Origin of the sequence: Anabaena sp. PCC 7108 (assembly GCF_000332135.1) — a bacterium.
Lineage (GTDB): Bacteria > Cyanobacteriota > Cyanobacteriia > Cyanobacteriales > Nostocaceae > Anabaena.
Genome location: NZ_KB235896.1, coordinates 829,355 through 855,015, shown reverse-complemented (window position 1 = coordinate 855,015; position 25,661 = coordinate 829,355). Strand labels below are relative to the sequence as shown.

The 25,661-nt window shown below is 39.5% G+C and carries 21 protein-coding genes, 1 rRNA gene and 1 pseudogene; 8 read left to right on the top strand and 15 right to left on the bottom strand.

Features of this window, described 5'->3' with window-relative positions; translation table 11 throughout:
* Positions 1-74 precede the first annotated feature (74 nt).
* Complete coding sequence (leuS, locus tag ANA7108_RS0104575; RefSeq protein WP_016949590.1) at positions 75-2,654, bottom strand: leucine--tRNA ligase; 2,580 nt, start codon at positions 2,652-2,654, stop codon at positions 75-77.
* A 336-nt stretch (positions 2,655-2,990) separates the two neighbouring features.
* On the opposite strand from leuS, the gene ANA7108_RS0104570 reads away from it, so the two are divergent.
* On the top strand, positions 2,991-3,434 hold the full coding sequence (locus tag ANA7108_RS0104570) for a DUF29 domain-containing protein (RefSeq protein WP_016949589.1): 444 nt from the start codon (positions 2,991-2,993) through the stop codon (positions 3,432-3,434).
* Positions 3,435-3,665: 231 nt separating this feature from the next.
* Here ANA7108_RS0104570 and ANA7108_RS0104565 read toward each other — a convergent pair whose 3' ends face one another.
* The gene (locus ANA7108_RS0104565) at positions 3,666-4,553 is read right to left on the bottom strand and encodes a DUF4351 domain-containing protein (RefSeq protein WP_016949588.1); all 888 of its coding nucleotides are present in this window, start codon (positions 4,551-4,553) and stop codon (positions 3,666-3,668) included.
* Between ANA7108_RS0104565 and ANA7108_RS29465 the strand changes: the two genes are divergently transcribed.
* Positions 4,536-4,754: a hypothetical protein gene (locus ANA7108_RS29465; RefSeq protein ID WP_144052350.1), complete on the top strand. Its 219-nt coding sequence runs from the start codon at positions 4,536-4,538 to the stop codon at positions 4,752-4,754. The genes ANA7108_RS0104565 and ANA7108_RS29465 overlap by 18 nt on opposite strands.
* On the opposite strand, the gene ANA7108_RS26765 is transcribed toward ANA7108_RS29465, so the two are convergent.
* Positions 4,722-6,077 (bottom strand): caspase domain-containing protein, encoded by a 1,356-nt coding sequence (locus ANA7108_RS26765; RefSeq protein WP_016949587.1) that lies wholly within the window; start codon positions 6,075-6,077, stop codon positions 4,722-4,724. The genes ANA7108_RS29465 and ANA7108_RS26765 overlap by 33 nt on opposite strands.
* An 89-nt stretch (positions 6,078-6,166) precedes the next feature.
* Positions 6,167-6,577, bottom strand: a complete 411-nt coding sequence (locus tag ANA7108_RS0104555) for a hypothetical protein (protein WP_016949586.1) — start codon at positions 6,575-6,577, stop codon at positions 6,167-6,169.
* Positions 6,578-6,684: 107 nt separating this feature from the next.
* Here ANA7108_RS0104555 and ANA7108_RS0104550 point away from each other — a divergent pair, with 107 nt between their 5' ends.
* Positions 6,685-7,107 (top strand): gamma-glutamylcyclotransferase, encoded by a 423-nt coding sequence (locus tag ANA7108_RS0104550; protein ID WP_016949585.1) that lies wholly within the window; start codon positions 6,685-6,687, stop codon positions 7,105-7,107.
* A gap of 12 nt (positions 7,108-7,119) precedes the next feature.
* Here the strand turns inward: ANA7108_RS0104550 and ANA7108_RS0104545 are convergent, their stop codons facing one another.
* A complete protein-coding gene (locus ANA7108_RS0104545) occupies positions 7,120-7,752 on the bottom strand; it encodes an anti-sigma factor (protein WP_016949584.1) in 633 nt (210 codons plus the stop codon).
* 157 nt (positions 7,753-7,909) lie between these two features.
* Complete coding sequence (locus ANA7108_RS0104540; protein ID WP_016949583.1) at positions 7,910-8,566, bottom strand: sigma-70 family RNA polymerase sigma factor; 657 nt, start codon at positions 8,564-8,566, stop codon at positions 7,910-7,912.
* Positions 8,567-9,151: 585 nt separating this feature from the next.
* Between ANA7108_RS0104540 and ANA7108_RS0104535 the strand changes: the two genes are divergently transcribed.
* Positions 9,152-9,976: a L,D-transpeptidase gene (locus ANA7108_RS0104535; RefSeq protein WP_016949582.1), complete on the top strand. Its 825-nt coding sequence runs from the start codon at positions 9,152-9,154 to the stop codon at positions 9,974-9,976.
* A 197-nt stretch (positions 9,977-10,173) separates the two neighbouring features.
* On the opposite strand, the gene ANA7108_RS0104530 is transcribed toward ANA7108_RS0104535, so the two are convergent.
* From ANA7108_RS0104530 to ANA7108_RS0104515, 4 genes are all read right to left on the bottom strand, one after another.
* Positions 10,174-10,719, bottom strand: a complete 546-nt coding sequence (locus tag ANA7108_RS0104530) for a late competence development ComFB family protein (RefSeq protein WP_016949581.1) — start codon at positions 10,717-10,719, stop codon at positions 10,174-10,176.
* A gap of 83 nt (positions 10,720-10,802) precedes the next feature.
* Positions 10,803-11,723 carry a M23 family metallopeptidase gene (locus ANA7108_RS0104525; protein ID WP_016949580.1) on the bottom strand — a complete coding sequence of 307 codons (921 nt, stop codon included), beginning with the start codon at positions 11,721-11,723 and terminating at the stop codon, positions 10,803-10,805.
* 246 nt (positions 11,724-11,969) lie between these two features.
* Positions 11,970-13,181 (bottom strand): ABC transporter permease DevC, encoded by a 1,212-nt coding sequence (devC, locus tag ANA7108_RS0104520; protein ID WP_016949579.1) that lies wholly within the window; start codon positions 13,179-13,181, stop codon positions 11,970-11,972.
* 57 nt (positions 13,182-13,238) lie between these two features.
* Positions 13,239-14,432 carry an ABC exporter membrane fusion protein gene (locus tag ANA7108_RS0104515; RefSeq protein ID WP_016949578.1) on the bottom strand — a complete coding sequence of 398 codons (1,194 nt, stop codon included), beginning with the start codon at positions 14,430-14,432 and terminating at the stop codon, positions 13,239-13,241.
* 283 nt (positions 14,433-14,715) lie between these two features.
* Here ANA7108_RS0104515 and ANA7108_RS0104510 point away from each other — a divergent pair, with 283 nt between their 5' ends.
* Complete coding sequence (locus tag ANA7108_RS0104510; protein WP_016949577.1) at positions 14,716-15,330, top strand: TetR/AcrR family transcriptional regulator; 615 nt, start codon at positions 14,716-14,718, stop codon at positions 15,328-15,330.
* Between the two features lie 4 nt (positions 15,331-15,334).
* On the opposite strand, the gene ANA7108_RS0104505 is transcribed toward ANA7108_RS0104510, so the two are convergent.
* Together ANA7108_RS0104505 and hemL are read right to left on the bottom strand one after the other, a co-directional pair.
* Positions 15,335-16,918: a serine/threonine-protein kinase gene (locus ANA7108_RS0104505; protein ID WP_016949576.1), complete on the bottom strand. Its 1,584-nt coding sequence runs from the start codon at positions 16,916-16,918 to the stop codon at positions 15,335-15,337.
* Positions 16,919-17,362: 444 nt separating this feature from the next.
* A complete protein-coding gene (gene hemL, locus ANA7108_RS0104500) occupies positions 17,363-18,661 on the bottom strand; it encodes a glutamate-1-semialdehyde 2,1-aminomutase (protein WP_016949575.1) in 1,299 nt (432 codons plus the stop codon).
* A gap of 783 nt (positions 18,662-19,444) precedes the next feature.
* Here hemL and hisIE point away from each other — a divergent pair.
* Entirely contained in the window at positions 19,445-20,095 is a 651-nt protein-coding gene (gene hisIE / locus ANA7108_RS0104485; RefSeq protein WP_016949572.1) for a bifunctional phosphoribosyl-AMP cyclohydrolase/phosphoribosyl-ATP diphosphatase HisIE, read from the top strand.
* A gap of 126 nt (positions 20,096-20,221) precedes the next feature.
* On the opposite strand, the gene ANA7108_RS0104480 is transcribed toward hisIE, so the two are convergent.
* Entirely contained in the window at positions 20,222-21,952 is a 1,731-nt protein-coding gene (locus ANA7108_RS0104480; protein WP_016949571.1) for an iron uptake porin, read from the bottom strand.
* A 758-nt stretch (positions 21,953-22,710) separates the two neighbouring features.
* Between ANA7108_RS0104480 and ANA7108_RS28545 the strand changes: the two are divergent.
* A pseudogene (locus tag ANA7108_RS28545) lies at positions 22,711-22,917 on the top strand (DUF2811 domain-containing protein).
* 40 nt (positions 22,918-22,957) lie between these two features.
* Here ANA7108_RS28545 and ANA7108_RS0104475 read toward each other — a convergent pair.
* Entirely contained in the window at positions 22,958-23,671 is a 714-nt protein-coding gene (locus ANA7108_RS0104475) for a response regulator transcription factor (RefSeq protein WP_016949570.1), read from the bottom strand.
* Positions 23,672-24,317: 646 nt separating this feature from the next.
* Here ANA7108_RS0104475 and ANA7108_RS0104470 point away from each other — a divergent pair.
* Positions 24,318-24,950 (top strand): CPP1-like family protein, encoded by a 633-nt coding sequence (locus tag ANA7108_RS0104470; RefSeq protein WP_016949569.1) that lies wholly within the window; start codon positions 24,318-24,320, stop codon positions 24,948-24,950.
* Positions 24,951-25,354: 404 nt separating this feature from the next.
* Here the strand turns inward: ANA7108_RS0104470 and rrf are convergent.
* Positions 25,355-25,472, bottom strand: a 5S ribosomal RNA gene (rrf, locus tag ANA7108_RS0104465).
* Positions 25,473-25,661: the final 189 nt, after the last annotated feature.

Sequence of the window (25,661 nt, the reverse complement as noted above, 5' to 3'; positions counted from 1 at the left end):
TAACTGGGAATTAATTCCCAGTCTAATAATCAAAGTCGGCTTAAGCCGACTATAATAGGTTATGTTTCCTGAAATTAACCCAAAACGAAATTCACCAACTTACCAGGAACGACAATTACCTTTTTAATTTCCTTCCCTTCAATATAACGCTGTGCAACCTCCGACTCCCGCGCATATTTCTCCAACCCAGCTTTATCTAACTGCGAAGGAACTTGAATAGAACCGCGAGTTTTACCCATAATTTGAATTACCAAAGTAATTTCATCAGCTATCAAAGCCGCAGGATCAAAACTCGGCCAAACTTGAGTATGTACCGTCCCCTTATTCCCCAACAAATGCCATAATTCATCAGCAATATGAGGTGCAAAAGGCGCTAACATAATCACCAAAGTTAGAATCCCTTCCGCGTAAATTGGAGAATTATGACAATCAGCATCATTCATGGCATTACTTAACTTCATCAATTCGGAAATTGCAGTATTGAATTGATATTCATCTTCTACATCTTCCGTAATTGCTTGAATAGCTAAATGAATCGCCCGACGCAAATCTTTTTCCGCTTTATTTAACTTATCAACTTCCGCTTTTTGCTTACAAACTCCCGCCGCAGCGTAATCTGTCACCAACCGCCAAACCCGATTTAAAAAGCGAAATTGTCCCTCAACATCAGCCTCATCCCATTCTAAATCTTTTTCTGGAGGTGCTTTAAATAAAATGAACATCCGCGCCGTATCTATGCCATATTTATTAATCACATCTTCCGGTGCAACACCATTTCCTTTTGATTTGGACATGGTAGCATAAAGACGTTGTAAAGGTTCTCCAGTTTGCGGATCTACAGGATTATTAGCATCAACTAAATTAGAAGGAATCCATTTATCCTTACCACCTTTATTTGGGTTCATGTAAGTTAAACCCTGTACCATTCCCTGAGTTAATAGACGTTGAAATGGTTCATCAAAGTTAAATAAACCTCTATCTCTCAATACTTTGGTGAAGAAACGCGAATACAATAAATGTAAAATTGCGTGTTCAATTCCCCCCACATATTGATCTACTGGCATCCAATCATTTACTTTATTAAAATCGAAAACCTGATTTTCATTTTTAGCATCAGTAAACCGCAAGTAATACCAAGAAGAATCAATAAAAGTATCCATTGTGTCGGTTTCTCTTTTTGCTGGAGTACCGCAGGTTGGACAAGGTACATTTACCCAACTTTCTAATTGTGCTAAAGGTGAACCACCACGTCCACTTAATTCAATTTCTTCTGGTAATTGTACAGGTAAATCTTTGTCAGGTACAGGTACAATTCCACAATTAGGACAATGAATTACAGGGATAGGTGCGCCCCAATAACGTTGTCGAGAAATCAACCAATCTCTGAGGCGATATTGTATTCTTAATTTACCAAAATTTTGTTTTTCTGCAAATTCGATAATGGCTTTTTTCGCATCTACAGAATTCATGCCATTGAAGTCACCGGAATTAACTAAAATTCCCGCTTCTGTATAGGCTGATTTTAAAGTTTCTTCTGCACCAATTTCCGGGACAATTACAACTTTAATTGCTAAATTTTGTTCTTTGGCAAACTTGAAATCTCGCACATCATGGGCTGGTACACCCATCACCGCACCTGTACCATATTCATAGAGAACATAATCTGCAATCCATACGGGTACTTCTTCCCCAGTGAAGGGATTCACGACTTTTCCACCTGTAGGAATACCGCGTTTTGGTTTATCTTCCGCAGTTCGTTCTAACTCGCTTTGGTTGCTAACTTCCTTAATAAAGGCTTCTACGGCTGCTTTTTGTTCTGACGTGGTAACAACTTGAGTTAAGGGGTGTTCTGGGGCTAATACGACGTAGCTCACACCATAAATGGTATCAGGACGAGTGGTATAAACGCCGATTTTTTCATCTGCACCAACAATAGGAAATTCTAAATATGCACCTGTGGATTTTCCTATCCAGTTGGCTTGCATTAATTTAACTCGTTCTGGCCAACCGGTGAGTTTATCTAAGTCATTTAATAATTCTTCGGCGTAGTCGGTAATCTTGAAAAACCATTGTCGCAATAACTTACGTTCTACTATTGCACCACTACGCCAAGACCGTCCTTCGTCATCAACTTGTTCGTTTGCTAATACGGTTTGGTCGATAGGGTCCCAATTAACTGCGGCTTCTCTTTGGTACGCTAAACCAGCTTGTAAAAATTGCAGAAAAATCCACTGTGTCCATTTATAATAATCAGGAGAACAGGTAGCAACTTCGCATTCCCAATCTAAGGATAAACCCAGACGTTGTAATTGTTGCCGCATTTGGGCAATATTTTGATATGTCCATTTTGCAGGGGGTACACCTCTATCAATGGCGGCGTTTTCTGCGGGTAGTCCGAAAGCATCCCAACCCATTGGATGTAATACCCGATACCCTTGCATTCTTTTGAGGCGGGCAATTACGTCTGTGATTGTGTAGTTACGGACGTGACCCATGTGTAAGCTACCAGATGGGTAAGGGAACATGGAAAGCGCGTAGAATTTTGGCTTGTTTTGATTTTGAGATGTTTTATCTAAGCCGAGTTCTAACCATGTTTTTTGCCATTTTTCCTCAATTGTGGCTGGTTGGTATGACGGTTTTTGGGGGGACTCCACAACTAAAAACTCCTAATGTTTTTTCCTAGTTTCGCTATTGTGGCATAATTATAGATATCAGACATAAGAGTGAAAATGAAATAATTAAATCAACTACATAGCGATCGCATCCTCCACCCCAAGCAACACTCAAGAAATTAGCGAAAATTAAGATACAATTGGCAGAGCTATCGCTATTGTTGATAGTCCAGAAAAATTAGTAATTTGCAGCTAATTTATTGAATTATGTCTCAGCCAAGTTTCTAAATTTGTAACTCAAGTAAAATCTAACAAAACTTCTCCAAATTTTTTGGTAAAATTTAAGTGATATAATTAAACTTGCTAGAGGTAAAATGTATGACATCAGCAACTAATTTAAAACAACTTTATGAGATTGATGATCAACAATGGTTATCAGAAAATATTAATCTTTTGAAGCAAAAAAGATTTAATGAATTAGATTTAGAAAATTTAATTGAGGAGTTAGAAGATTTGGGTAGTGAAAAGAAAAATGCTGTTAGTAGTTTATTAATGCAAATTATTAAACATTTATTATTGTTACAGTATTGGACAGTCGAATATGAAAATAATGTTTATCACTGGCGATCAGAAGTGGTAACGTTTCGGGATCAAATTGAAGGGAGACTAACCAAAAATTTATGTAATTATCTTCAACAGGAAATCAATAATATTTATAAAAAAGCTTTAAAACAAGTTAAAATTAAAACTAATTTTCAAGTTGATTTTCCTGAAGAATGTCCCTATACTCTTGAACAATTGTTAGATGAAAATTATTTATAAAGCAGTAGACGGGGTTGAGCTTTGCTTAATCCAACCTACGGTACTATCACATCCATAAATCCTGATTCAAACAAAATAATCACATTATCCGTGAAAATGAAATAATTAAATCAACTACATAGCGATCGCATCCTGCACCCTCAGCAACACTCAAGAAATTAGCGAAAATTAGGATACAATTGGCAGAGCTATCGCTATTGTTGATAGTACAGAAAAATTAGTAATTTGCAGCTAATTAATTGAATTATCTACCAGCCAAGTTTCTAAATCTGTAACTGATTTAAAATCTAATAAAGCTTCTCCTAATTCTTCTAGTTTTTCAACAGATAATTCTTGAACTTTTTGAATTAATGATGAATCGATTTCACCAACTCGGCGATTTAATTGACGGATAATTAGACGTTGTTCTCCTTCTTGTTTAGCTAGTTCTCGGTCTTGTTGGTAAAGTGGTGCTAATCGCATAATCAACTCCTGATCTTCTGTTTGTGAACTTTGATTGAGTTTTAAATTTTTCTGGAGGTTATAGAGTAGTTCTAAGGTGATTTTGACGTAAGGTTGATTTAATGGTAACGCAGCTAATTCATCAATTGCTCGTTTTTGGACTGTGCCTCTACCTAAAAGTCTTAACCACAGTGTTTCTTGAGTTTGTGGTAGTTGATGAATGACGACAATTGCGGTGTGTAATGATTTTGGTAAATGGTATATTCCGGGTAAGGAATCTGGTTCTGTTGTGCCGCTAAATCCTGAGATGATGTTTCTTGAGGCTGTGGGGGTGAGAATCCATAATTTGGGTATCTCTATTTTTGTTTTGCTGGTTTGTTCGCGCTTGGCTGCTCTTCGTAATGCACCTCTGACTTCTAATGATTTTAGCAGACAATCACAGATTTCTTCTGTTGATGCTGGGTTACGAAATGGCTCAAAAATAGCTGGTGTTGTGGCTAATTTTCCTAATAATCCTAATAGTTCTACGTTGGTTGTTTGATTGGGAAATGGTGTAAATAATACGTCTATTTCTCGGATTTCTCCAGCTACTTGACTGGCTGCTTGCACTTCTCCGAATGGTTTGAGTAATTCTTCTAAATAATCTTTTGCGAATTGGTCATGTATAAAGCGAGTCATTTTTTGGGTTGGGCGGAGTTACGTTATACAATTTTAGCCAAAGTTGCGGTGTGTAATGATTTTGGTAAATGGTATATTCCGGGTAAGGAATCTGGTTTTGTTGTACCGCTAAATCCTGAGATGATGTTTCTTGAGGCTGTGCCGGTGAGAATCCACAATTTAGGAATCTCAATTTTTGCGCTGGCGGTTTGTTCGCTTTAGACTCCTCTTCGCCTCTTGAAATCCCTCTGAACATCCCATGCCCGTTTTATATCTAATATATCTAAGCTGTTGCAACACTTCTGCTTTTTCCTGCAAACGTAATTGCTTTGCTGCTTTCGCATCTCGTTGACGTTGCAACACTTCTGCTTCTTGCTGCAAACGTAATTGCTCGGCTGCTTGTGCCTCTCGTTGGCGTTGCAATGCTTCCACTTCTCGCTGCTTTTGTATCTGAAGCTGTTTTTGATACTCTGCTTCTTTAACAGATGTAATTTCTAACTCAATTGATTCTACATCCTCATCTCTCAAACCTAAAACATCTTGCTGATAATCTTTTAATATCTTCAAAGTATGTGCATCTAGAGGATATTTTTGCTCAACTTCTTCAGCAAAATGTTGTTTATAATTTTGCAAATTTGCTAACCGTCTACGAAAAGGTTCAAGAACTTCCGTTTCTATTTCTTCAGCTTTTGTATCTGTAATTCCCAGAGTTTTCCGTTTTGCTGTTAAAACTAAAATAGCAACATTTTTCAGTTGACCATTTTGAGCATATTGTTCAACTAGTTTGCGATACTCTGTTTCTGGATTTCTGGGAGCATAGGCCAATAAAATATTGTATCCTTCCTTATCCAGAATAATATCTGGTGTCATGTTAGGCTTCACAGCTTGGACTTTGGTTTTGGCGTAAGCGTGCAGTTCCTGGACATGAATATTGCCATCATTATCTGTATCTGCTGCACCTGTCTCGATTCCCTCAACTAAATATTGAGTATAGAGTGAAAGTGTTGCACCTTCTTGTGCAAAAGAAGTTTGTGTTGCGCTGGAAGATGTGAGAACAACTCGTCCTTCTGCACCTAATTGTTTTTTGATATCTACACCGACACTTTTTTTGTGCCAACCATTAGCAAAAGCACCACTATAACAAGCATCTAAAATTAGAACTTGGCGTTTAGAATAACAATAATTTGATTGTGTTTGAATAAAATTTGCATCTACAGCGGTTGCTTCAAAGTCTTCTTTTGAAGTATTACGAGTTGCTAAATAAAGGTGATTGTCATCATTAGTAATCCCATGTCCAGAAAAAAATAATAACAATAAGTCTTCTTGACTTGCGTTCCTAAACAGCTTTTGAATTGCCATCCTCATCACTACTGTATCAGGATTCAGCAGCCGTTCTACCTGGGTAAAGTTTCCCAAGTTGGGGTTTTGCAAAACTCGTTCCATAGCCGCTACATCATTGAGTGCAGATGATAGGGGTGGGATATCTGCACCATACTCGCTGACTCCAATCAGTAAGGCTATTTTTTTATACTCTAAGCTGTTCATAGTTTAACCAAATATGGAACCCCTCTCCAAACCTCTCCCCGTAAACGAGGAGAGGCTTAAAACTTAGTTTTTTAATTAAGGTAAAGTTCCTAACCGTTTTGAGTATGGCCATTATCACCACCCATTGCGGCTAATAGGTTTTGTGCTATTTTTTCGCTTTCTAGCAGTTCTTGGCGGCTTTTGGCTTTGATGCTGACTTCTTTATCGCCGACTTTGACAGTAAGTTCTATGGGTTTATCTCCCAAGCGATCGCTCAAAAAACTTAAAAACCCTTTAATATTTTTTATACTCACTTCCGCTGTCAGAACTCCGACTAAAGTGGCAAAACCTGGCTTACTTCCTGCTTCTGGGTTAAAATCTTCAGTGCGATCTACTTTTTCCACTTCATCCGAATTACGCAATTCTGGCAGCAGCTTACTTGCTATTTTTAGCCTTCTGTCATCATCTAATTCTGGGTCATCAACAGCAAAAGTAAATTGAATTGTGGGGTTATCCGTCATATTCACACCCAGAGTCCCTTTATATGCTTATATATAGAATATACAGTAAAATTCTCCACTTTCCTGTAAAAAAAAGGTGGAAAACAGGGAACTCGTAAATTTGTATAATGACTAAATACTATAATTGTTCTGAAGAATTACGAGTTTTTGTATACGGTACTCTCAAACCCGGTGAAGCTAATTATCACCTCTGTAAAAATTATGTTTTAAAAGCAAAAAAAGCTATCGCTTATGGTCAGCTATTTACTTTACCAATGGGATATCCAGCGATGACACAGGGGGAGAGTAAAGTTTCTGGATATTTACTCTCTTTTACTGACTCAACGCTGTTAACAGTATTAGATGATTTAGAAGATTACCAGCCGACTCGAAAAACATCAGATAACCTTTACAATCGCCAATCTATAGAGATTTTTGAGCCAACCGGTTTGTACTTGGGTTTAGCTTGGGTTTATTTAATGACTCCAGAAAAAATTAACCAGGTAGGAGGCATACAACAACTTGATGGTCGCTGGACTGCTCAACGCTGAAAGTTAATTAGATTAGTTAATACCTGTTTCGGTGTCTGTCGGTTGAGTTCTAACTGGGTTAACTGGCTTTTTTGGAAAAGCCACAGCTGTTTTGGGAATTTCAATGACTGGGTTATTTAAGGCTACCATTAGCGGTGAAGCCGGCATGGCTGGCTGAGTGGTTCCTACTGTTGGTTTTATTTGCTGTTGCGCCAGTTGCATTTTGGATGCAGTATCTGGAAATAAGCCAGATATTGTCCCGATAACACAAGCTGTTACAGCTGCGCCACCAACCAACCAACCTACGTAAGAACGGCGTTGCAAGCGTTTCCACACTTGCTGGAAGGCCGCTTCTGGTGACTGTTGGACGGGAACTGGTATTGCTTTTAAGCCTTGCCTCAGCTTTAATAGTCGCCCATATAGACATTTGACTGAGGCATCATTTGTGAGCCATGTTTCTATTTGCTTGCGTTCAGCGGCTGTCACTTCGCCATCGAGATAAGCACTCAATAACTCAAAGCGATTAGCTTCGCTGTAACCTAGACTGTCACGCTTCTCTATATCCATAGTACCCGTTGATTCATTGGTATGATTATCCATTCCATCTGGTACATCCTGAGGAAGTTGGGAACGGGAACGGTCATAAAACTGAGAACCAGTATCCATTTTAACGTTTTTACCAATTCATGCACGGGTAAATACAGCGGATGAATTTGAGAATTTAAGCAATTTTGCCTTTAAATGGCAGATAAAATGAGAATTTTTCCGAAATTCTTAATATTTCTTAAATTCTGCCATTGAATTGAGGAAAGGTATTGTAAATTTAGGTATCTAGATAAACTTGCAACTGGGCTTGCAATCTGGATCTGGCTCTAGCTATTCTCGACTTCACAGTTCCTAGAGAAACGCCCGTGATTTCGGCAATTTCTTCATAGGCCATGCCCTCAATTTCTCTGAGGACAATTGTAGTACGGAATACTTCTGGTAAATCCGCGATCGCTTCTCGCAATTGTTCGTAAAATTCTCTAGTTGTGAGTTCTTCCTCAGGGCCTGGAGTATCACCAGCGATTTCCCAATCCATCTCACCGTCTTCTAGCGTACGGGGGGCATCTAGTGATAACGGACTGACAACCCGTTTGCGTTTACGCAACTCGTCGTAAAACAAGTTAGTAGCAATGCGGCTTAACCAGCCCCGAAACTTAGCTGGTTCTTGTAATCGGTTGATATTCCGATAAATCCGAATCCAAACTTCTTGAGCCAAGTCAGCTCTGTCAGACCAATCAGGAGCAAGATGATATAAAACCCTATCGACTTGGGTTTGATAGCGACGCAACAGTTCTGCAAAGGCAGTACGGTCTGGACGCAATCCTGCTTGACAGCGCAAAATGAGATCGTGATTTGAGAGTTTGTCAACTTGCACCGATGCTTCCGAATAAGTTGCATCAACAGCTGACCAGGATACAGTAATCGACTGACTCATAGATCGTACTGGCTTGAAATAATCCCTTTCTATTAGACCTGATAATTTGTCAGAGGTTCCTGAGTCAGGTGACGGATTTATGACCGGAACACAGAAATATAAGAAAAGACACTCTTTAGGAGATGAGCAAACAAGTATTATCTAGAGAGATAAACAAGGTGACTAGGGGACTAAGGAGGAGATAAACAAGGTTAATGACAAACCCTACGGAGACTTACCCATTATGGGGAAGATTGTAATCAGATTGACAACTGACCACTAGGGCTTGACAAAAACTAGCATCTATAAACTATGAAAGTATTGGTAGATGAATGAAAAAACTGCTAAAAAATTATCAGTTTTTTGCTAATTGCTGGCTCTAAGCAGTCAATTAGTTATTGAATTTTAGATTTTGGATTTTGGATTTTGGATTGTCACTGCAAATGAATTCCCTTGCTCTAAAAAATTTGAGATTTATTACGTAGTCATAACTATGTATAATAGTTATCGCTGCGAGGGCTACCATAGCCAAAAAAGCTCAAATCGGCAATCTAAAACCTAAAATCGGTACAGTCAGCCAGATATGTCAGGGATAAACAATAGGCGATGGCAATGGCAAGAAATGAATCTGTAGCGCGGATGGTAATGTTCCTCTGTTTTGGCACAGCAATTTTGTCTCTGGCTGTCCATTGGCGCGTTATGAAAACAACAGAGCAGTTAAATCAGTCTGCATCCACTACATTGAGAAAAAATTCTTATCCCCAAACCGACTCCAATCAAAGTCGTTCAGAAGGGATTGGGATTGGGGCAACTGCTTTAGGGGCAGATGTCCCTGCACCTGTAATAAATTCCGCTGCTACGAAGCCTCATCCTAAGTTGACAGCAGGAAGAAAATATGTATCTAGTGCTGCGGATACGCCAAAAAAGACAAAATTGGTGGTTCCAGAACCTGAAAGACAGAATCAAAAGGTGGAAAATCGGCCAAAGAATTTTTTGTTTCCGGGTGTAGCTCAAGCAAAATCTGTTCAGGGACTGGGGACTAGTCAGACACAAATGGTAGTTGATTTAAGCGATCGCCGTGTTTATGTTTATCGCTATGATCAAGTTATAGCCAGCTACCCAATTGCTGTAGGAAAGAAAGGGTGGGAAACGCCCACAGGTGACTTTAAAGTCATGCATATGGAACACCATCCGATTTGGCGGCATCCAATTACTGGAGAAGTATTTGATGCCGGTACTAATAGTCCTTTGGGAGAGAGATGGATTGGTTTTTGGTCAGATGGAAGAAATGAAATTGGCTTTCATGGAACGCCTAATGTTGACCTTTTGGGAGCGGCTGTATCTCATGGTTGCTTAAGGATGCGTAATTCTGATGTGCGGTTGTTATATAGCCAGGTGAGTTTAGGCACACCAGTATTAGTGCGTGATTAGTATCTTTCCGGCTGATTGATAATGATGACCCTACCTGTACAAAAATCCAATAGGACTGGTCTATCACAGCCATAAACCTGTTTTCAAGATAGTAAGACTTAAATTTTGGATTTTAAATTTAGAGCATTCCAAAATCCAAAATTTAATATTTAGAATTTAGTCAGTTGTTAATTTTGCCACCGACGACTGACTAATGACTAAGATTGTGATTTCTGTTCAAAATTATGTGCGTGGACTTGGAGTAAGCTACTGACTTGATGCAGAACTTCATTACCAGTATTTTTGCTTAAGGCTTGGCGTTCAGGGAAGAACTTAGGCTGATCTAAGTAACGATCAATAGCCTCACCGACTTGCTGAGAAATCAATTCCTGAAGTTCAGTCTTAGCACGGTTGCGTTGATAGTTAGCACCTTCTTCTGTAGTAGCATATAAGGGTGGAAGACGATTGAGGGCATAAGCAGTAATATCCCCAACATCTAGAGAGCTTTCACTGGTCGCTTCAATTTCTGCTACTTTAGCGATTACTTCAGTCAGTACCAACTCTTCCATAACGTTAATAAATTGTTTACGAGGTACTGCTATTACCTCACCAGTTAACAATGAACCCATCAATCGATCCAGTGCCATATACTCTTCAATTGAGAGGTCTGACGCATTATCACAAATTCGCCCGACTTCTGCTTCCATTGCTGGTGTCAGATAACCATCCTGGAGAGCCTGTTCCACAATTTTTTCAATACTCATAACTCTCACCATTTAATTTAAGCTACGCAGGTCAATTAGTACCCATACTCAGTTATCATTATCACTGATTTACTCTGAACTGATTAATCAATCGCCTTGATTAGCCAGGGTTTTGGGTCAATAGATTGTCCATTTACATATAGACCCCAGTGCAGATGAGGTCCGGTAGAAGCACCTGTTGAACCTATTGCACCAATTACTTGACCAGCTTTGACGAAATCGCCTTCTTTAACATTGATGCGACTCAGATGCATATAAATGCTAGTTACTCCTTGACCGTGGTCAATACCAACTATATTGCCGTGAACTCGGAACCCTTCGGTTACTTTACCTACTAGAGCAACTTGTCCATTAGCTGGGGCAATTACGGGTGAACCGGCTGCACCCGCGTAGTCAAGACCACGATGGTAGTAATCATTGGCAAATTTACCATTATAGTAACGACGTACACCATAGGTTGTCGTCATCCTAGCAGTGTTTGGTTTGCGGAAGACACCATACCAATATTTTTGGGGTGTTTGTAGGGCTTTGAAAGCTGCTACGCGTTTTAGTTCCAGTTCTGTGGCTTCTAATCCGGCTTTTCCTGGGGGTAAATTAATGCGTTGAACGGGAAATTTGCGATCGCGCACTTGTACAGCTAGGTTTCTCTGCTGACCATCCCCGAAAACTTGAAATTTTCTGACTCCAGGTTTCTCTAATGGAGTTGTGGGAATAAAAGCACGATATTTATTAGGGGCTATTGCAAATGCTGGATATGTTTTTTCACCAACTGTTACCGTGGGTTTATCGGTATTTTCTTGACTATCTACATCAATTACTACTGACAGGGTGTCCCCCAATTGAGGATTAGTTGGTATTACCTGTACTTGTAAAGCTTCTGCTGGTAATGCTAAAGCTATGGGGACAGCCGCAACTATTCCTATGAAAATCTTGTTTGTACGGTTGATGATGCTAACACTGTGCAACCAATTCTGCGGATTGATAGGTTGAGCTTTGGTAGTCATAAAGTTATGAAAAAATCTATTGCTGCTGTTCCTCAACAGACTAACTTATTCCCGCTACTGTTTCCGTCCCTGGATTAAAAAAATCAGCTTGATGTTGTCCTGGAAATCTAACAATTCTGGAGTTGGCTATATTCAAAATTCAAAATTTTTACTGGAGTTGAGACTAAAACTTTTCTTGTAGGCTCAACTCCTTAGTACCTGATTCCCCATACTCAGCACTCAATACTCAGCACTCAATGCTGTTTCTTAAAACATATCCGCAGGGTCAGCAGCTTGAAGCTTACGAGTAGCGATCGCCCCAGAAATGCTACACATGAGTATCGTTAAAATTAACACTTGTAAGGCACGAAGTATGGTCATATACATAGGTAAATTTGTAGCTTTTCGGGTCAATTGATAAAGCCCCAAGGATACTGCTAACCCTGGGATAAAACCCAATAGAGCCAAAATCAGTGCTTCTTCAAATATCACAGTTAATAAATAGTAATTAGGATAACCAATCGCTTTTAAAGTCGCATATTCCCGCAAATGGGCATTAACGTCGGTGAAAAGGACTTGATAAACAATAATCACCCCGACCACAAACCCCATTGATACACCTAAGCTAAAAATAAATCCGATGGGGGAGTTAGTTCGCCAAAAATTATTCTCAAATTCAATAAATTCTGCATGAGTCAGCACTCGGATATCGTCTTTCAGGTAAATTCTCAAATTGGCGGCTACTTTTTGCGAGTCATAGCCTGGTTTTACCCTCACTAAACCGAGACTAACGCTACTTGCTGGGCGGTTGGGAACTAGCCTCAATAAATTCTGATCACTAGTAATTAAGCTACCATCCGTTCCAAAAGAAGCACCAATTTTAAATAAACCACTGACAGTAATTGTGCGACCGTCGATTTCGGTAGTAACAACTTTACCTTGATCAATTTTTGCGATCGCTTGTTGATAATCACCCCTTGCACCTCGGTCAAATAGGACTGTATCTGGTAGTTTAATAGCCTGTAATTGTTGATTAACTTCCGGTAAATCAAAAGCTGGCTGATTAGGATTAAAGCCAATTGCTAACACGGTTGTCTCTCTACGAGTTTGGGGATTCTTCCAGGTGATGACATTGAAATATATTGCTTCTGCTGATTCAACACCTGGTATATCCATTGCTTGGTATAGTCGCCTTCGAGAAAAGGTAGACATACTTTGCAGGTTACGAGTTTGGGGACTAATTAAAATAATATCTGCTTGTAAACTACGATGCAGTCTAGTATTGCTGTCATATAGTGCCGTTTGAAAGCCTAGCTGCATAAACATCAACACATCAGCAAAAGCAATACCCGATAATGCTACCAGCAAGCGACTTTTTTCATGACTTAGTTGGAACCATCCCAAAGGTGTCCTTCGTCGCAGTTGTCGGAGTATGCCAATTATATGTTTGATTTGTGACAGCTTGCGTTGCGTAGCCATATTTACTCGTGTGATTCTTACCGTTTTCCTGTTTCAATCCCATTCACTAATCACTGATTAAATTTCAATGACTACTTTAACTTGCATATTGGTTAAGTTGGCTGCTTTCTGACTGGAAACTGGATCTAGTTGAATATGGACTTTGACAATTCTGTTATCAATATTGGTAGAGGGATCAGTATTAATCGCATTTTGCCGCTGCACTTGTAAGCCTATCCGCTGAACTGTTCCCTGTAATTCCACTGGTAAAACATCACCAAATACCCGCACTTGTTGCCCTAAATGTACTTTGCTAATATCGCTTTCGTAGACTTCGGCAACTGCATACATTTGATTAGTTTGTCCAATATCGACAATTCCCTCATTTGAGATTAATTCTCCTGGACGGGTATGGATTTCAAATACTCGGCCATTTTGGGGTGATTGAACGTAAGCTTGTTGGAGATTAGTGGTTGCTTTTTTTACCGTAGCTTCAGCACGACTAATTTCGGCTTTAGCTGCTACCAAATCCACCGGACGGACTTCGGAAATTTGATCTAGAGTTGCTGTGGCTTCTTTAAGTCGCTGCTGTCCAGTTAACTGGATACGCTTTAAAGAAGCTTGTGCGGCTTGCAAACTTTTTTGAGCAGTTTTTAGGGTTAAACGTTTACTGTCCCGTTGGGAAGCAGAAATTGCCCCTTCTGTATACAGTTGCTGATAACGTTTGTCTTCTGCTTGACTATTAATTAATTCTGCTTCTAAGCGGGCAATTGTGGCTTTTTGGGTGTCAATATCACCTTGACGTTCTGCTTCCAAGCGGGCAATTGTGGCTTTTTGGGTGTCAATTTCCCCATGTTTTGCACCTGCTTGAATGCGAGCTAAGTTAGCTTTTGTGACTTTTACTTCTTCTTGGGCTTCTTGCAATGCTGCTTGCAAGCGATTTTGACTGTCTAAAATGGCTATCACTTGGCCTGCTTTTACTCTATCTCCCTCCTGTACTAGTAACTTTTCTACCCGACTTCCTTCACTAGATACAGCAGCAGACAGTTTAATGACTTTTCCTTGTGGTTCAATTCTTCCTAAGGCTGTAACTGTTTTTAGTTCCGGCATGATCACCACGGGTGTTATTGCTTTTTCGGCTGTTTCCCGCAGTCTTAGTACAGTGAAAATACTAATGCTGATTACAGTTAGTGATGCAATTGTAGGTATTGTAATCAGTAACCAAATAATAGACTGAGAAGATAATGAACCTTGTAGCTTGGGGTTTTGCACAACAGCATACCTTTGAAGCGATTCAAAATTCGTTGAAAATGTAAATGTGGAGGAAAACAGTATGAGCAAATTCAACTGTAGATTTTTAACACTCTGGCAGTTTTCCGCCCGTTATACTGTCATTTACAACTCTAAGAACCGGCCTGGATGGAAAGATTAAAAGTTTGAAGTCACATTTAAACTAAACCGTTTAGTCTTAAAATGTAAACTAAACGGACTAGATTAGTCAACTGTGTAGTCCTCTTCTTTATAAAGAATCGTTGACAAAAAGGATATTAACAAAATGGCACGCCCAAAAATTGGGGAGATACAGCGATCAAATTCAGATAAAGTCGAAAAGATTCTCCAAGGAGCGATGCAGGAGTTTTTAAGAAATGGCTATGCAGCGACTAGTATGGATCGGGTAGCTGAAGCTGCCGGAGTTTCTAAAGCAACGGTTTACAGCCACTTTCAAGATAAAGTCGGACTTTTTAGTGCGCTGATAGAGCAATTAGCAAGAAAAAGGTTTCAGTCGATTTTTGGACAACATCTTCTAGTGGGAGAACCCTACATAGTTTTGAGGGGATTGGCTAAAACAGCCTTAGAGCAGATGACAACAGATCCAGAATATTTAGCTTTTGAGCGAGTGCTAATTGGTGAGTCGGTGCGTTTTCCAGAACTAGCTCAAGTTTTTGTGCGTTGCATTGCTAAACCAGCAATTGAGACCATCACTAAATATCTAGCATCACATCCAGAACTAAAAATACCTGATCCAGAGGCAACAGCGAGGATTTTGATTGGTTCCTTAGCACATTTTGCTATTACTCAGCAAATTTTACATGGTAAGGAGATTATGCCGATGGAGAGCGATCGCTTGATTGATGCTTTGACACATTTGATTGTCAATTGTGCCGAATAGCGATCTATAAAAAGCCACGTTTTCCATTGGGGCGTACTGTCAGCCAATTAGTTTTAGCTAATGCTAGTTGTTCCTCAGTCACCTTAGCACCAGTGAGATTAGCACCACACAAATTAGCACCCCGGAGATTAGCCTGACTCAGATAAGCATAGCTGAGATCAGCTCCTCTCATATCTGCCCCTTCTAAATCTGCATGACTGAGGTAAGCTTTGCTCAAATTAGCATCTTTCAGATTCGCGTAGATGAGACTAGCTCTACCAAAATCACTATTGTTGAGATTAGCGCTTTGGAGGTTGGTTTTTTGTAATTGAGCGTAATGGAAATTAGTATCTGATAAATCAGCACCTTGTAAGTTTAATAGATTGATGTTGTAGGAAGCGAAATCCCGTCTTCCCTTCAAATAAGCTGTGAGCAGACCTTGAGAATCTAATTTGCGTGTTCCTTGAGAACCATTGCTATTACTAGTAGTTACATCTGGAGATTTGGATATTAACTGCCTATGTTGGATGCTTCCAGCCTGAAATCCTGATGTTTCTGCTGACTTAGCTCGTCTAGCACGAATCGCCGCTGCTACATTATTGGCACCAGGATTATTGGATAAAACACCGGAATTTTCTGGGCGTTTGTTGATTCGTTCTTTAACACTAACATCCGATTTGACGATTAATCCCTTTGCTAAACTGTCTAAATATGGTTCTATCTCTAGCGCTCTGAGTACATCTGGGGCTGACTGGTAGCGATTGCGGACTGAAACATCTAACATTTTTTTTAATACGCTGGTTAAATGGTCACTTATATCCACCAGCTGCTCCCACATGATTTCACCTGTTGTGGGATTGTATGGCAAATCTTTAGGAGTTTTGCCAGTCAGTAGATAAATACAAGTTACCCCTAAAGCGTAGATATCGCTGGCATAAACTGGACGCATAGCCATTTGTTCGGGAGGAGCAAAACCAGGAGTACCAATGGCGTAAGCAGTTAAAGCTGTCTGTCCCGATTGATTTGCAGCCACTTGGCCGACTTGGTTTTTGACAGCACCAAAATCAATGAGTACTAGTCTTGCATCTTGAGCGCGACGAATTAAGTTAGCTGGTTTGATATCCCGGTGAATTACCTTTAGCTCATGGATATATTGCAGTAATGGCAGGATTTCACTTAAGAACTGCTTGACTCCAGCTTCGCTATAGAGTCCGGTTTTTTTGACTTCTTGTTGGAGAGTTGCACCACTGACATATTCTTGAACCAAGTAAAATTGCTTTTGCTCTTCAAAATAGTCCAAGAGTCGTGGTATTTGCGGATGATTGCCAATTTTACCCAAAGTTTTGGCTTCTCTCTCAAACAGTTCTCTTGCCATGTGTAATATGTGGGGGGCTGTTCCTGAGGGACGTAGTTGCTTAATTACACAACTTGGTTCTCCAGGTAAGGCTTGATCGAGTGCTACAAAGGTTGCTCCGAAGCCCCCCTGACCTAAAGGTTTGATGACTCGATAGCGATCGCGCAAAAATAGCGGCTCACCACAAGACTGACATCTTTGGCTAGATGCCAAATTTTTTGGATGGGAACAGGTAGGATTGAAGCAGTAGCTCATGCACTGTTAACTCGCTGCACGAAAAATAACTGAGAAAGTGAAACTCTGATTACATTATTGAGAGCAAATTTGAATTTTGCCAGGTCATTTCTGCTGGAAATCTCTTAAAGAGTTTTTAAAGTTATGGTGAAGTTAATTCAAGCTTCAATAATTGATCTCTGTTAACTATACCCAGGATTAAAATATTTTTCTCTAATATTATCTCATTAAAATTGAGACAGAACGTCTGCTTTTTTTATGTAAAGTTACTGGAAAACCTAATTATTTTTTATACTTTTAACCTGTATAATTAGATTCTTAATATTTCAGTATTTTTTCTATATTATAATGGCAGTTTATCAAATTTTTTTTAATCTCAAATCTCAAATCTCAAATTCCTGGTCAAATAGTGGGGAGTTTTGAGAGAGACGACGATCTCAAAACTCCCCACTCAGAAGAGTTTGTTTATAGATTGGACATCACATCTCGTACAGCAGCTAAAGTCTGTTCAATATCTTCATCTGTGTGAGCCAAAGAAGTAAATCCAGCCTCAAACTGAGATGGTGCTAAGTAAATACCACGCTCTAACATCTCACGATGAAACCGCCCAAACTTAGCTGTATCTGACTTTTTAGCATCTTCATAGTTATGAACTGGTCCATCTGTAAAAAATAAGCCAAACATAGCGCTGATATTACCACCGCAAGCTGAGTGACCAGTTTCTTGAGCAATTTTTACTAAACCATCGGCAAGTTTTTGAGTAATCCGTGCCAAGTACTCATAAGTACCGGGTTTTTGCAGCAATTCCAGCGTTTTTATCCCAGCAGTCATCGCTAAAGGATTACCAGAAAGAGTCCCAGCTTGATATACAGGTCCAGCAGGAGCAACCATTGACATAATATCGCGGCGACCACCATAAGCCCCCACTGGTAAGCCACCACCAATGACTTTACCCATTGTGGTTAAATCAGGGGTGATACCGAATTTAGCTTGAGCGCCACCGTAAGCGATACGGAACCCAGTCATCACTTCGTCAAATACTAATAAGGCTCCATGTTCTTGGGTAAGTTCACGCAACCCTTCTAAGAACCCAGCATCAGGAGTAATAAAGCCAGCATTACCAACCACGGGTTCAAGAATTACACCGGCGATTTCGTCGCGGTTTTCTTCAAATAAGGCTTTAACTGCTTCTAAATCGTTGTAAGGTGCTGTTAATGTGTCCTTGGTTGCAGCTTTGGGAACTCCAGGGGAGTCAGGTAAACCCAATGTAGCTACACCAGAACCAGCTTTAACGAGGAACATATCAGCGTGTCCGTGATAACAGCCTTCAAATTTGATGATTTTATCTCGTTTGGTGAAGGCTCGCATTAACCGGAGTACGGCCATACAAGCTTCAGTTCCAGAGTTGACAAATCTTACCATTTCGATGCTAGGAACAGCATCAATTACCATTTCTGCTAAAACGTTTTCTAGTACACAAGGAGCGCCAAAGCTTGTACCTTTTTCTAAGGCTGTGTGTAGTGCGCTGATAACTTCTGGATGAGCGTGACCACAAATAGCAGGACCCCAAGTACCAACGTAGTCTATGTATTTGTTACCGTCTACATCCCAGATGTATGCACCGTTAACGCGATCAAATACTATAGGTTGTCCACCAACAGATTTAAACGCGCGAACTGGAGAACTAACGCCTCCTGGCATCAGGTTTTGAGCAGCACTAAAGATTTCTTGTGATTTTGTGGTTTTAATCGAGGTGTTTACCAAGGTTATCTCCTATAAGAGGTAACTAAATTGAGCTTCTATCTGAGGATAAGACAAAATAATGCTGAAAATTTCTATCCTCTGAGAATTGGCTACTGCTGTAATTTTTTTGGCTGTTGTGATTTCTGTAAATTTCTGAGTATGGCGCAGAAGGATAAAAGTTTTTTCATTGAGGCAAGGAACAGGGTAAAAAATTATATAATTTTCAGTGAAGTCACTAGACAAACAGGATGTCCAGGATTTCAGGATTTACAGGAATTTTTGTCAGAATCAGGATGTCCAGGATTTCAGGATTTACAGGATAATTCAATCTGTTTATTTGATAGATTTATGTAGTCTGAGGCACTTGATAAACTGTCAGAATCAGGATGTGTAGGATTTAAAAATTTACAGAATAAATATATACACATCAAAACTTACGCAACTAGCACATCAGTAGGGTGCATCAGATATCAAAAATTGGGCTATGCAATCTGACACACCCTATACTTAAAATCCTGATGTTAACAAAAAAACCATCCTGTAAATCCTTTAATCCTGGATATCCTGATTCTGACAAAAATTCCTGTAAATCCTGAAATCCTGATGTTAACAAAAAAACCATCCTGTAAATCCTTTAATCCTGGATATCCTGATTCTGACAAATTATTTTATTAAACGCAGATAAACGCAGATAAACGCAGATAAACGCGGATATTCATTTTTTATTTTTTTATTTTTTATTTTTTTTGAGGAATGATATCTTGAATCCATTAGTAATTGTTAAATTCAAGAAAGTTATCTGGTATGTCTTCTCCTGAAATGCTAACGCTCCAATCTGCTATCCCTGTAGAAAAAATTCGCTATGATGACAAGGGTTTAGTACCGGCGATTATCCAAGATTATTTGGATGGGACTGTGTTGATGATGGCTTGGATGAATCGGGAGTCTCTACAAAAGACTTTGGAAACTGGAGAAACTTGGTTTTGGAGTCGTTCTCGTCAGGAGTTTTGGCATAAAGGCGCTACTTCTGGACATATTCAAAAGGTACAGACTATTCGTTATGACTGTGATAGTGATGCTTTACTGATTGGTGTTGAGCAGTTGGGAGATGTAGCTTGTCACACTGGGGAACGGAGTTGTTTTCATCAGGTTGATGGGAAAATTAACCCACCACCAGCAGATATGTTATCACAATTGTTTGGGGTGATATGCGATCGCCGTGATCATCCCAATGAAAGTTCCTATACCTGTAAGCTGTTAGCAGGTGGTGATAATAAGATTTTAAAGAAGATTGGGGAGGAAAGCGCCGAGGTAGTGATGGCTTGTAAAGATGATGATGCTGATGCGATCGCTGGTGAAGTTGCGGATCTGTTTTATCATACTCTTGTAGCTTTGGCTCATCATCAAGTTGATTTAAAAGCAGTTTATCGCAAATTAGAAGAACGTCGAAAATAGGGACTGGGGACTGGGGAGAAAAATTTTAGATTGTAGATTGATTGTAGATTTTAGATTTTAGATTGGAGTTCATGAAATACAATCCAAAATCCAAAATCCAAAATTGTATCACCAATTACCAATCACCTAAAAAGTAAAAGTAGTCCGGAGTACACCTACAGTAGTGGTTTCGTTGTTGGTGTTACCTTCTGGATTAAACAGCACAAACGCGCCAGGGGTAATACTCACATTGTCATTAACGCGAAAACGGTAATAACCTTCGAGATGGTAAGGTGTGGCTCTATTTGTACCTAATGTGGCTGCACCACTAGCTTCAGTACGATAAAGAGGTTGTCCAAAAAGCAAACCTGCATTATTCCCTTTTTTGATTAAATCATTAAAATGCAAACCTACCATCCAACTGGTGAAAGTTGTGGAAGCATCAACGCTAGGAGAATCTACAAACATTGCTGCACCATAACCAGATAAAGCTATGTTTGGAGAAAAGCGCCAGGTTAAAGTTCCACCAACAGAGTTAATGTTTACAGGTGTTGTTGTTGCGACATTATTTAAAGCACCAATATCACTACTGGTTAAACCAGTACCTAAAATATTTATTTGGTGGTAACTATTGGCGTAGTTTAATCCCACATCTATGGATTTGGTGGGTTTAAATGTCAATTGGGCAGCAATTACGCTACTACCATTAAATACACCTGCACCTAAAGGTGTTCCAGGAAAACCTTCGTTTTGAGGTAGGTTAGCATTTACACTACCATACAAAGCTCTTAAATCGAGTTTTGGGGAAAAACTATAAATAAAACCAGCCGCAGATGCTAAACCAGTACCGGAAGTACCACCAGAAATGCGAAGAACAGGGTTTAAATTACCAAAACGGGAAATAGATTCTTGTCCTTCTCCATAAAAGGGAGTGATAGCAGGAAAAGCATCAGAAACTTCCGCCGCAGTCCCCGCAAACAAGGTTAATTTCTCAGCAACGGGAAAGATATACAGCAGTTTATAAAGTTCCAGTGAGTTAGCACCAACGGAATTTAAAGTCTTTACATCCACTCCCGGAAATTGTGGTTCAAAGCTAGTCCGCGCACTACTAGCACTCAATAATGATGAGGATAATCCTAAACTATTTTGCAGACTACCAGAACCATCTACACCACCCTGAAAATTATAAGCTTGTAAACCTGTAATCAGTAAGTCTTTACCTGTAAAACTGGTGGTGAGATTTAAACGGACTCTATTGGTAAGGATGATATTTGGATCAGATCCTCCTTTTACGCCACCTGTAGCACCGATAGCGGCGATAATGGCTTCACCACTCAATTTAGTTGTGGTGGAAAACTGATTTGCTTCTAGTTCTGCTGTCCGGGCTTCTACTGCATCGACTCTACCTCTGAGCGTTGCCAGTTCGGCAGAAAATTCCTCTTGTAGTTTTTGCAGGGTGGCTAAATCTTGTTTTGTTAATAAATCACCTGTAGCAGTAGCAATTAACTCGTTGACTCTGTCTAAACAAGCATTTAAACCCGCAGCAAATTCATAACGGGTCATGGCGCGATTACCCCGGAATGTACCATTGGGATAACCTGCAATACAACCATATCGCTCAACTAAAGATTGTAATGCACCAAAAGCCCAATCTTCAGGCTGTACGTCTGACAGTTGGGAGACAGATGTAACTTGCTCTATCCCATCTGAAGCTACAACTTGAGGTGATGATGTGGATAAATCAGCACTTTGTTGTTTTTGACTGACAATAGCTGAATCCTGTTGAGGGCTTTCAACAGCCATAGCCTGTATAGGCAAAAATCCAGACAGTAAGCAGAGTAAACCTACTTTACCAAAATTGGGGACATTTACTTTCATGATGACTCCTCACAGCTAAATTTGAATGTAAGATTTTTAGATCAAGAGCTAATGAGGCTCTTGACTGGTCAACAATTTTTACTACAGATGCAGTAATATATGTGATTCCATCTCTGAAATGCCTTCTTCCTCTGGGACTACTGGGTTAATTGCAGAGAAAATCCTCCTCTAGATTCCTTGATTTAGAGAAGCATATGTTATCTTCAGCATTATATTTCTGAAGATAACTGGTGATCTTTAAGTACAACTTTTGATAAATTTGTCATTCTAAGAACGATATTTATCGTAAATTTAGTTATATCAGAAATCAACACAAATAATCGTTAACTTTTTTTATACCTGTGATTAACTAAAAAAATATTTACATGTGGAAGAATAGATGAGAGACAATGACTATTACCGCTTTCTGGGAATTAGAAATAGTGCCGACAGTGGGACATTTTTACAAAATTAAAAATTTTTAAAAGCTTGTATGGTATGCTTTTGGAGATTTTTATGGTTAGTTTATTCACGCATTTGTGTACTATATATAATACTATATGACTTCTATTTGAGTTTCTTTGTAATATAGATATTATCTGTATTACGTAAACCAAAAAATTTAAAATTTTATGGCTACTCCACGCAAGCTATCAGATATTATTTATGATTACTATAGAATTTTAGATATGTATTAATTTGATGAACATATGACCAAAGTTTGATATTTTTGTAATTTTTATCATTAGCTGCAATTATCCTCCTAAAGCGAAAATATTATGAATGTAACAGTTAATATCTTTACAGACATCCTCTTAAAAAACTATTGAGAAACCCATCCTGATTGAGATCAAGGATAAGTCTTGACTGCGGCGCTATCCTTGTTTTTGCTGCAAACTAGACATGGAAATCGCCACGCTGCGCGTATCTATTTAGAAACTTTGTTCCATCAGTGTAAGTTGAAATGCTTGAAGAAAATGGGGTGATGGGGAATAAAGAGAAAATTCTTACCCTACACCCTATATGCTAAAATCTGTCTTCCTGTGGATTAGTGGTAGATTCAAACTTGTAACCTACACCACGCACAGTCTGAATTAAAGCTGGCTGAGTAGCATCAATTTCAATTTTCTTGCGAATTTGACCGATGTGGACATCCACAACCCGCTGGTCTCCCACATATTCATAGTCCCAGACTTCTTGAATAAGCTCTGCTCGCCGCCAAACTCGACCTGGATGACTAGCTAAAAAATGCAGCAGGTCAAATTCTAGCGCAGTTAATGGTACTGCTTGGTTGTTAAGTGTTACTTCTCTTCGTACTGGATCAATCATCAGCTTTTCAAAAATGAGGCGCTTTTGTTCTGCGGTAGTCACAACCCGCTGACGTCTCAAAATTGCTGCAACTCTAACTTCTAGTTCTCCCAGACCAAATGGTTTGGTCAAATAGTCATCAGCACCTTTAGAAAAACCACGAATTTTGTCGGCTTCATCTGTCCGGCTAGTGAGCAAGAGTACAAAAACACCATTACGACTTTGCATCTCTTGACAGAGGTTAAAACCAATTACATCTGGTAGATTTACATCTAGAATTACCAAGTCTGGATTAAATTGCTCAAATAGATATAGGGCTGCCTTACCATCTTCAGCAGCTTCTACTTGATAGTTCTGTTTGATCAAAAAGCGTTGGATTAAATTCCGAACCGCAGGGTCGTCATCAACTACAAGAATCTTGGCAGGAGCCATGACCATCACTTTGCACAAATATTCATAGGATTAACAGGGGTGTTGCGTAAGAACGCAGTTTCCACTTTGGCAGTAATTAAGAATCTACAAGGCTAAGGTACGAATATCCTGATTATTCAGAGAAGTTGTAATCACCATTATGAAATACACAAGTAAACTAAACTTCTAGTAAGCGGATAGATACTTTAGTATATCCACTAAACTTATGTTCTCATCTTAGTCGTCAAGTTCCTGTCAAAAATTATACTGCCTATTTAGTAAGATGGAGTTTAAAATCTTCTAATTTTAGACGTATATGTAAATTTATACCATAAATGGTGATCATAATGCCTCATTCAGAAAAACACGATTAGAAGAAGATGACGCATCTAAATAAAAATACTATCCTCAAATAGTAAATATTCCTAGTTAAAATACTGAGGGAAAACCCCAACTAGTAAACAACTTGAGGGTCTACACGGTGTTATGGCAATATGTTAAACTAACTATAGTTAAAATTCCTAAGTCGAACAAACTAATCTGCGCTAATATCCTGAGTAAAGGATTAAAATCTGTTAGTACGTTTGTTTCAATTTAGGTAAAACCTAAGGTTGTTTTTTTCTCAACAAAAGACTGCCGCTTACTAAGGCTGAAGTAATAAACTGCCATGAGCGATCAAAATCCCTACGAAAAACTTGGGGTGTCAGAAGATGCTAGCTTCGATGAAATTCAGGATGCTCGCAATCGCCTATTGGAGCAACCTGGTAGTGGCGATGGTAATAGATTAGAACTAATTGAAGCAGCTTATGATGCTATTTTAATGGAGCGTTTACGGATGCGCCAGGAAGGGAAAATTAAAGTGCCTGAGCGTATCCGATTTCCGGAAATGCGAGTGCAATCTCCTCCGAAAGAAAGTCCTATCCCTCGTGAGCATTCACCAGCATGGCTACAGCAAATGTTGGATCAACCAACACTATCAGATGTGTTATTGCCAGGAGCTTGTTATCTAGGTTTAAGTGCTATCAGCATTTTTTATGCTGCTGATAACGACCAGATTTTACAAATAGCTCTGGTGGTTGGCATAGGAATTAGCATTTACTTTCTCAATCGCAAGGAAAGCAGATTTGGTCGTGCAGTTTTGTTCACACTGATCACTCTAAGTATTGGCTTAATTGCTGGCGGACTGATTTCTACCTCTTCATTGCTGCAACAAATACCATTTATGAGGCTAATGCCAAATCAGTTTTCAACAGTACTAACGTTTATACTGATGTGGTTAATTAGCAGCTTTCTTCGGTAAAAATATTGGAGATAGAGAGAGACACAGATTAAACCACCCAAAGGATCGCAGAAGAAGATAATTTACAGTATTTTGATAAAAACCTTAGCAAAATAGTAGCTTATTAAATCCACGATCCACCCACCGGGTAAAAAGTCTTTATAGGACTCATATTTGATTTCTGTTGGTATTATCTGTGCTTACAAAACTCACTACTAATCTTCTTCCCTCTTCCCTTCCTAAAGAAATGAATATGCCTACGCCACGCAAGCTATCAGGAATTAAACCGGATACTCATATCATCGAAGTTAGTTCCCTTGTACTACTTTATCCGCTTTTTGTTGGTGTGTGCAAGCTTAGGGTAGGAAAAAAGCAAAATCCTCCGTTCATGAGAAGGGAGGATAATGATGTTATGGAAATAAAAGACCTGGCATCGAGCTATTTTGGCGTGGGGCAACCCCCAGACTATCGTCGCCGCAGCAGCGTTTCACCTCTGAGTTCGGGAAGGGATCAGTGTGGTTCCACCGCGCAATAAACACCAGGAAAAACTGTAGGGTCACAAAACCCTGAAGACTGCAAGTAACGAGATATTTACCAATGATATATAGAGGTCAAGCCCTCGGTCTATTAGCACGGCTCGGCTGCATACATTACTGCACTTCCACCTACCGCCTAAGAACGGGTGTTCTGCCCGTGACCTTACCTACTTATGTAGTGAGAGCACTCATCTTG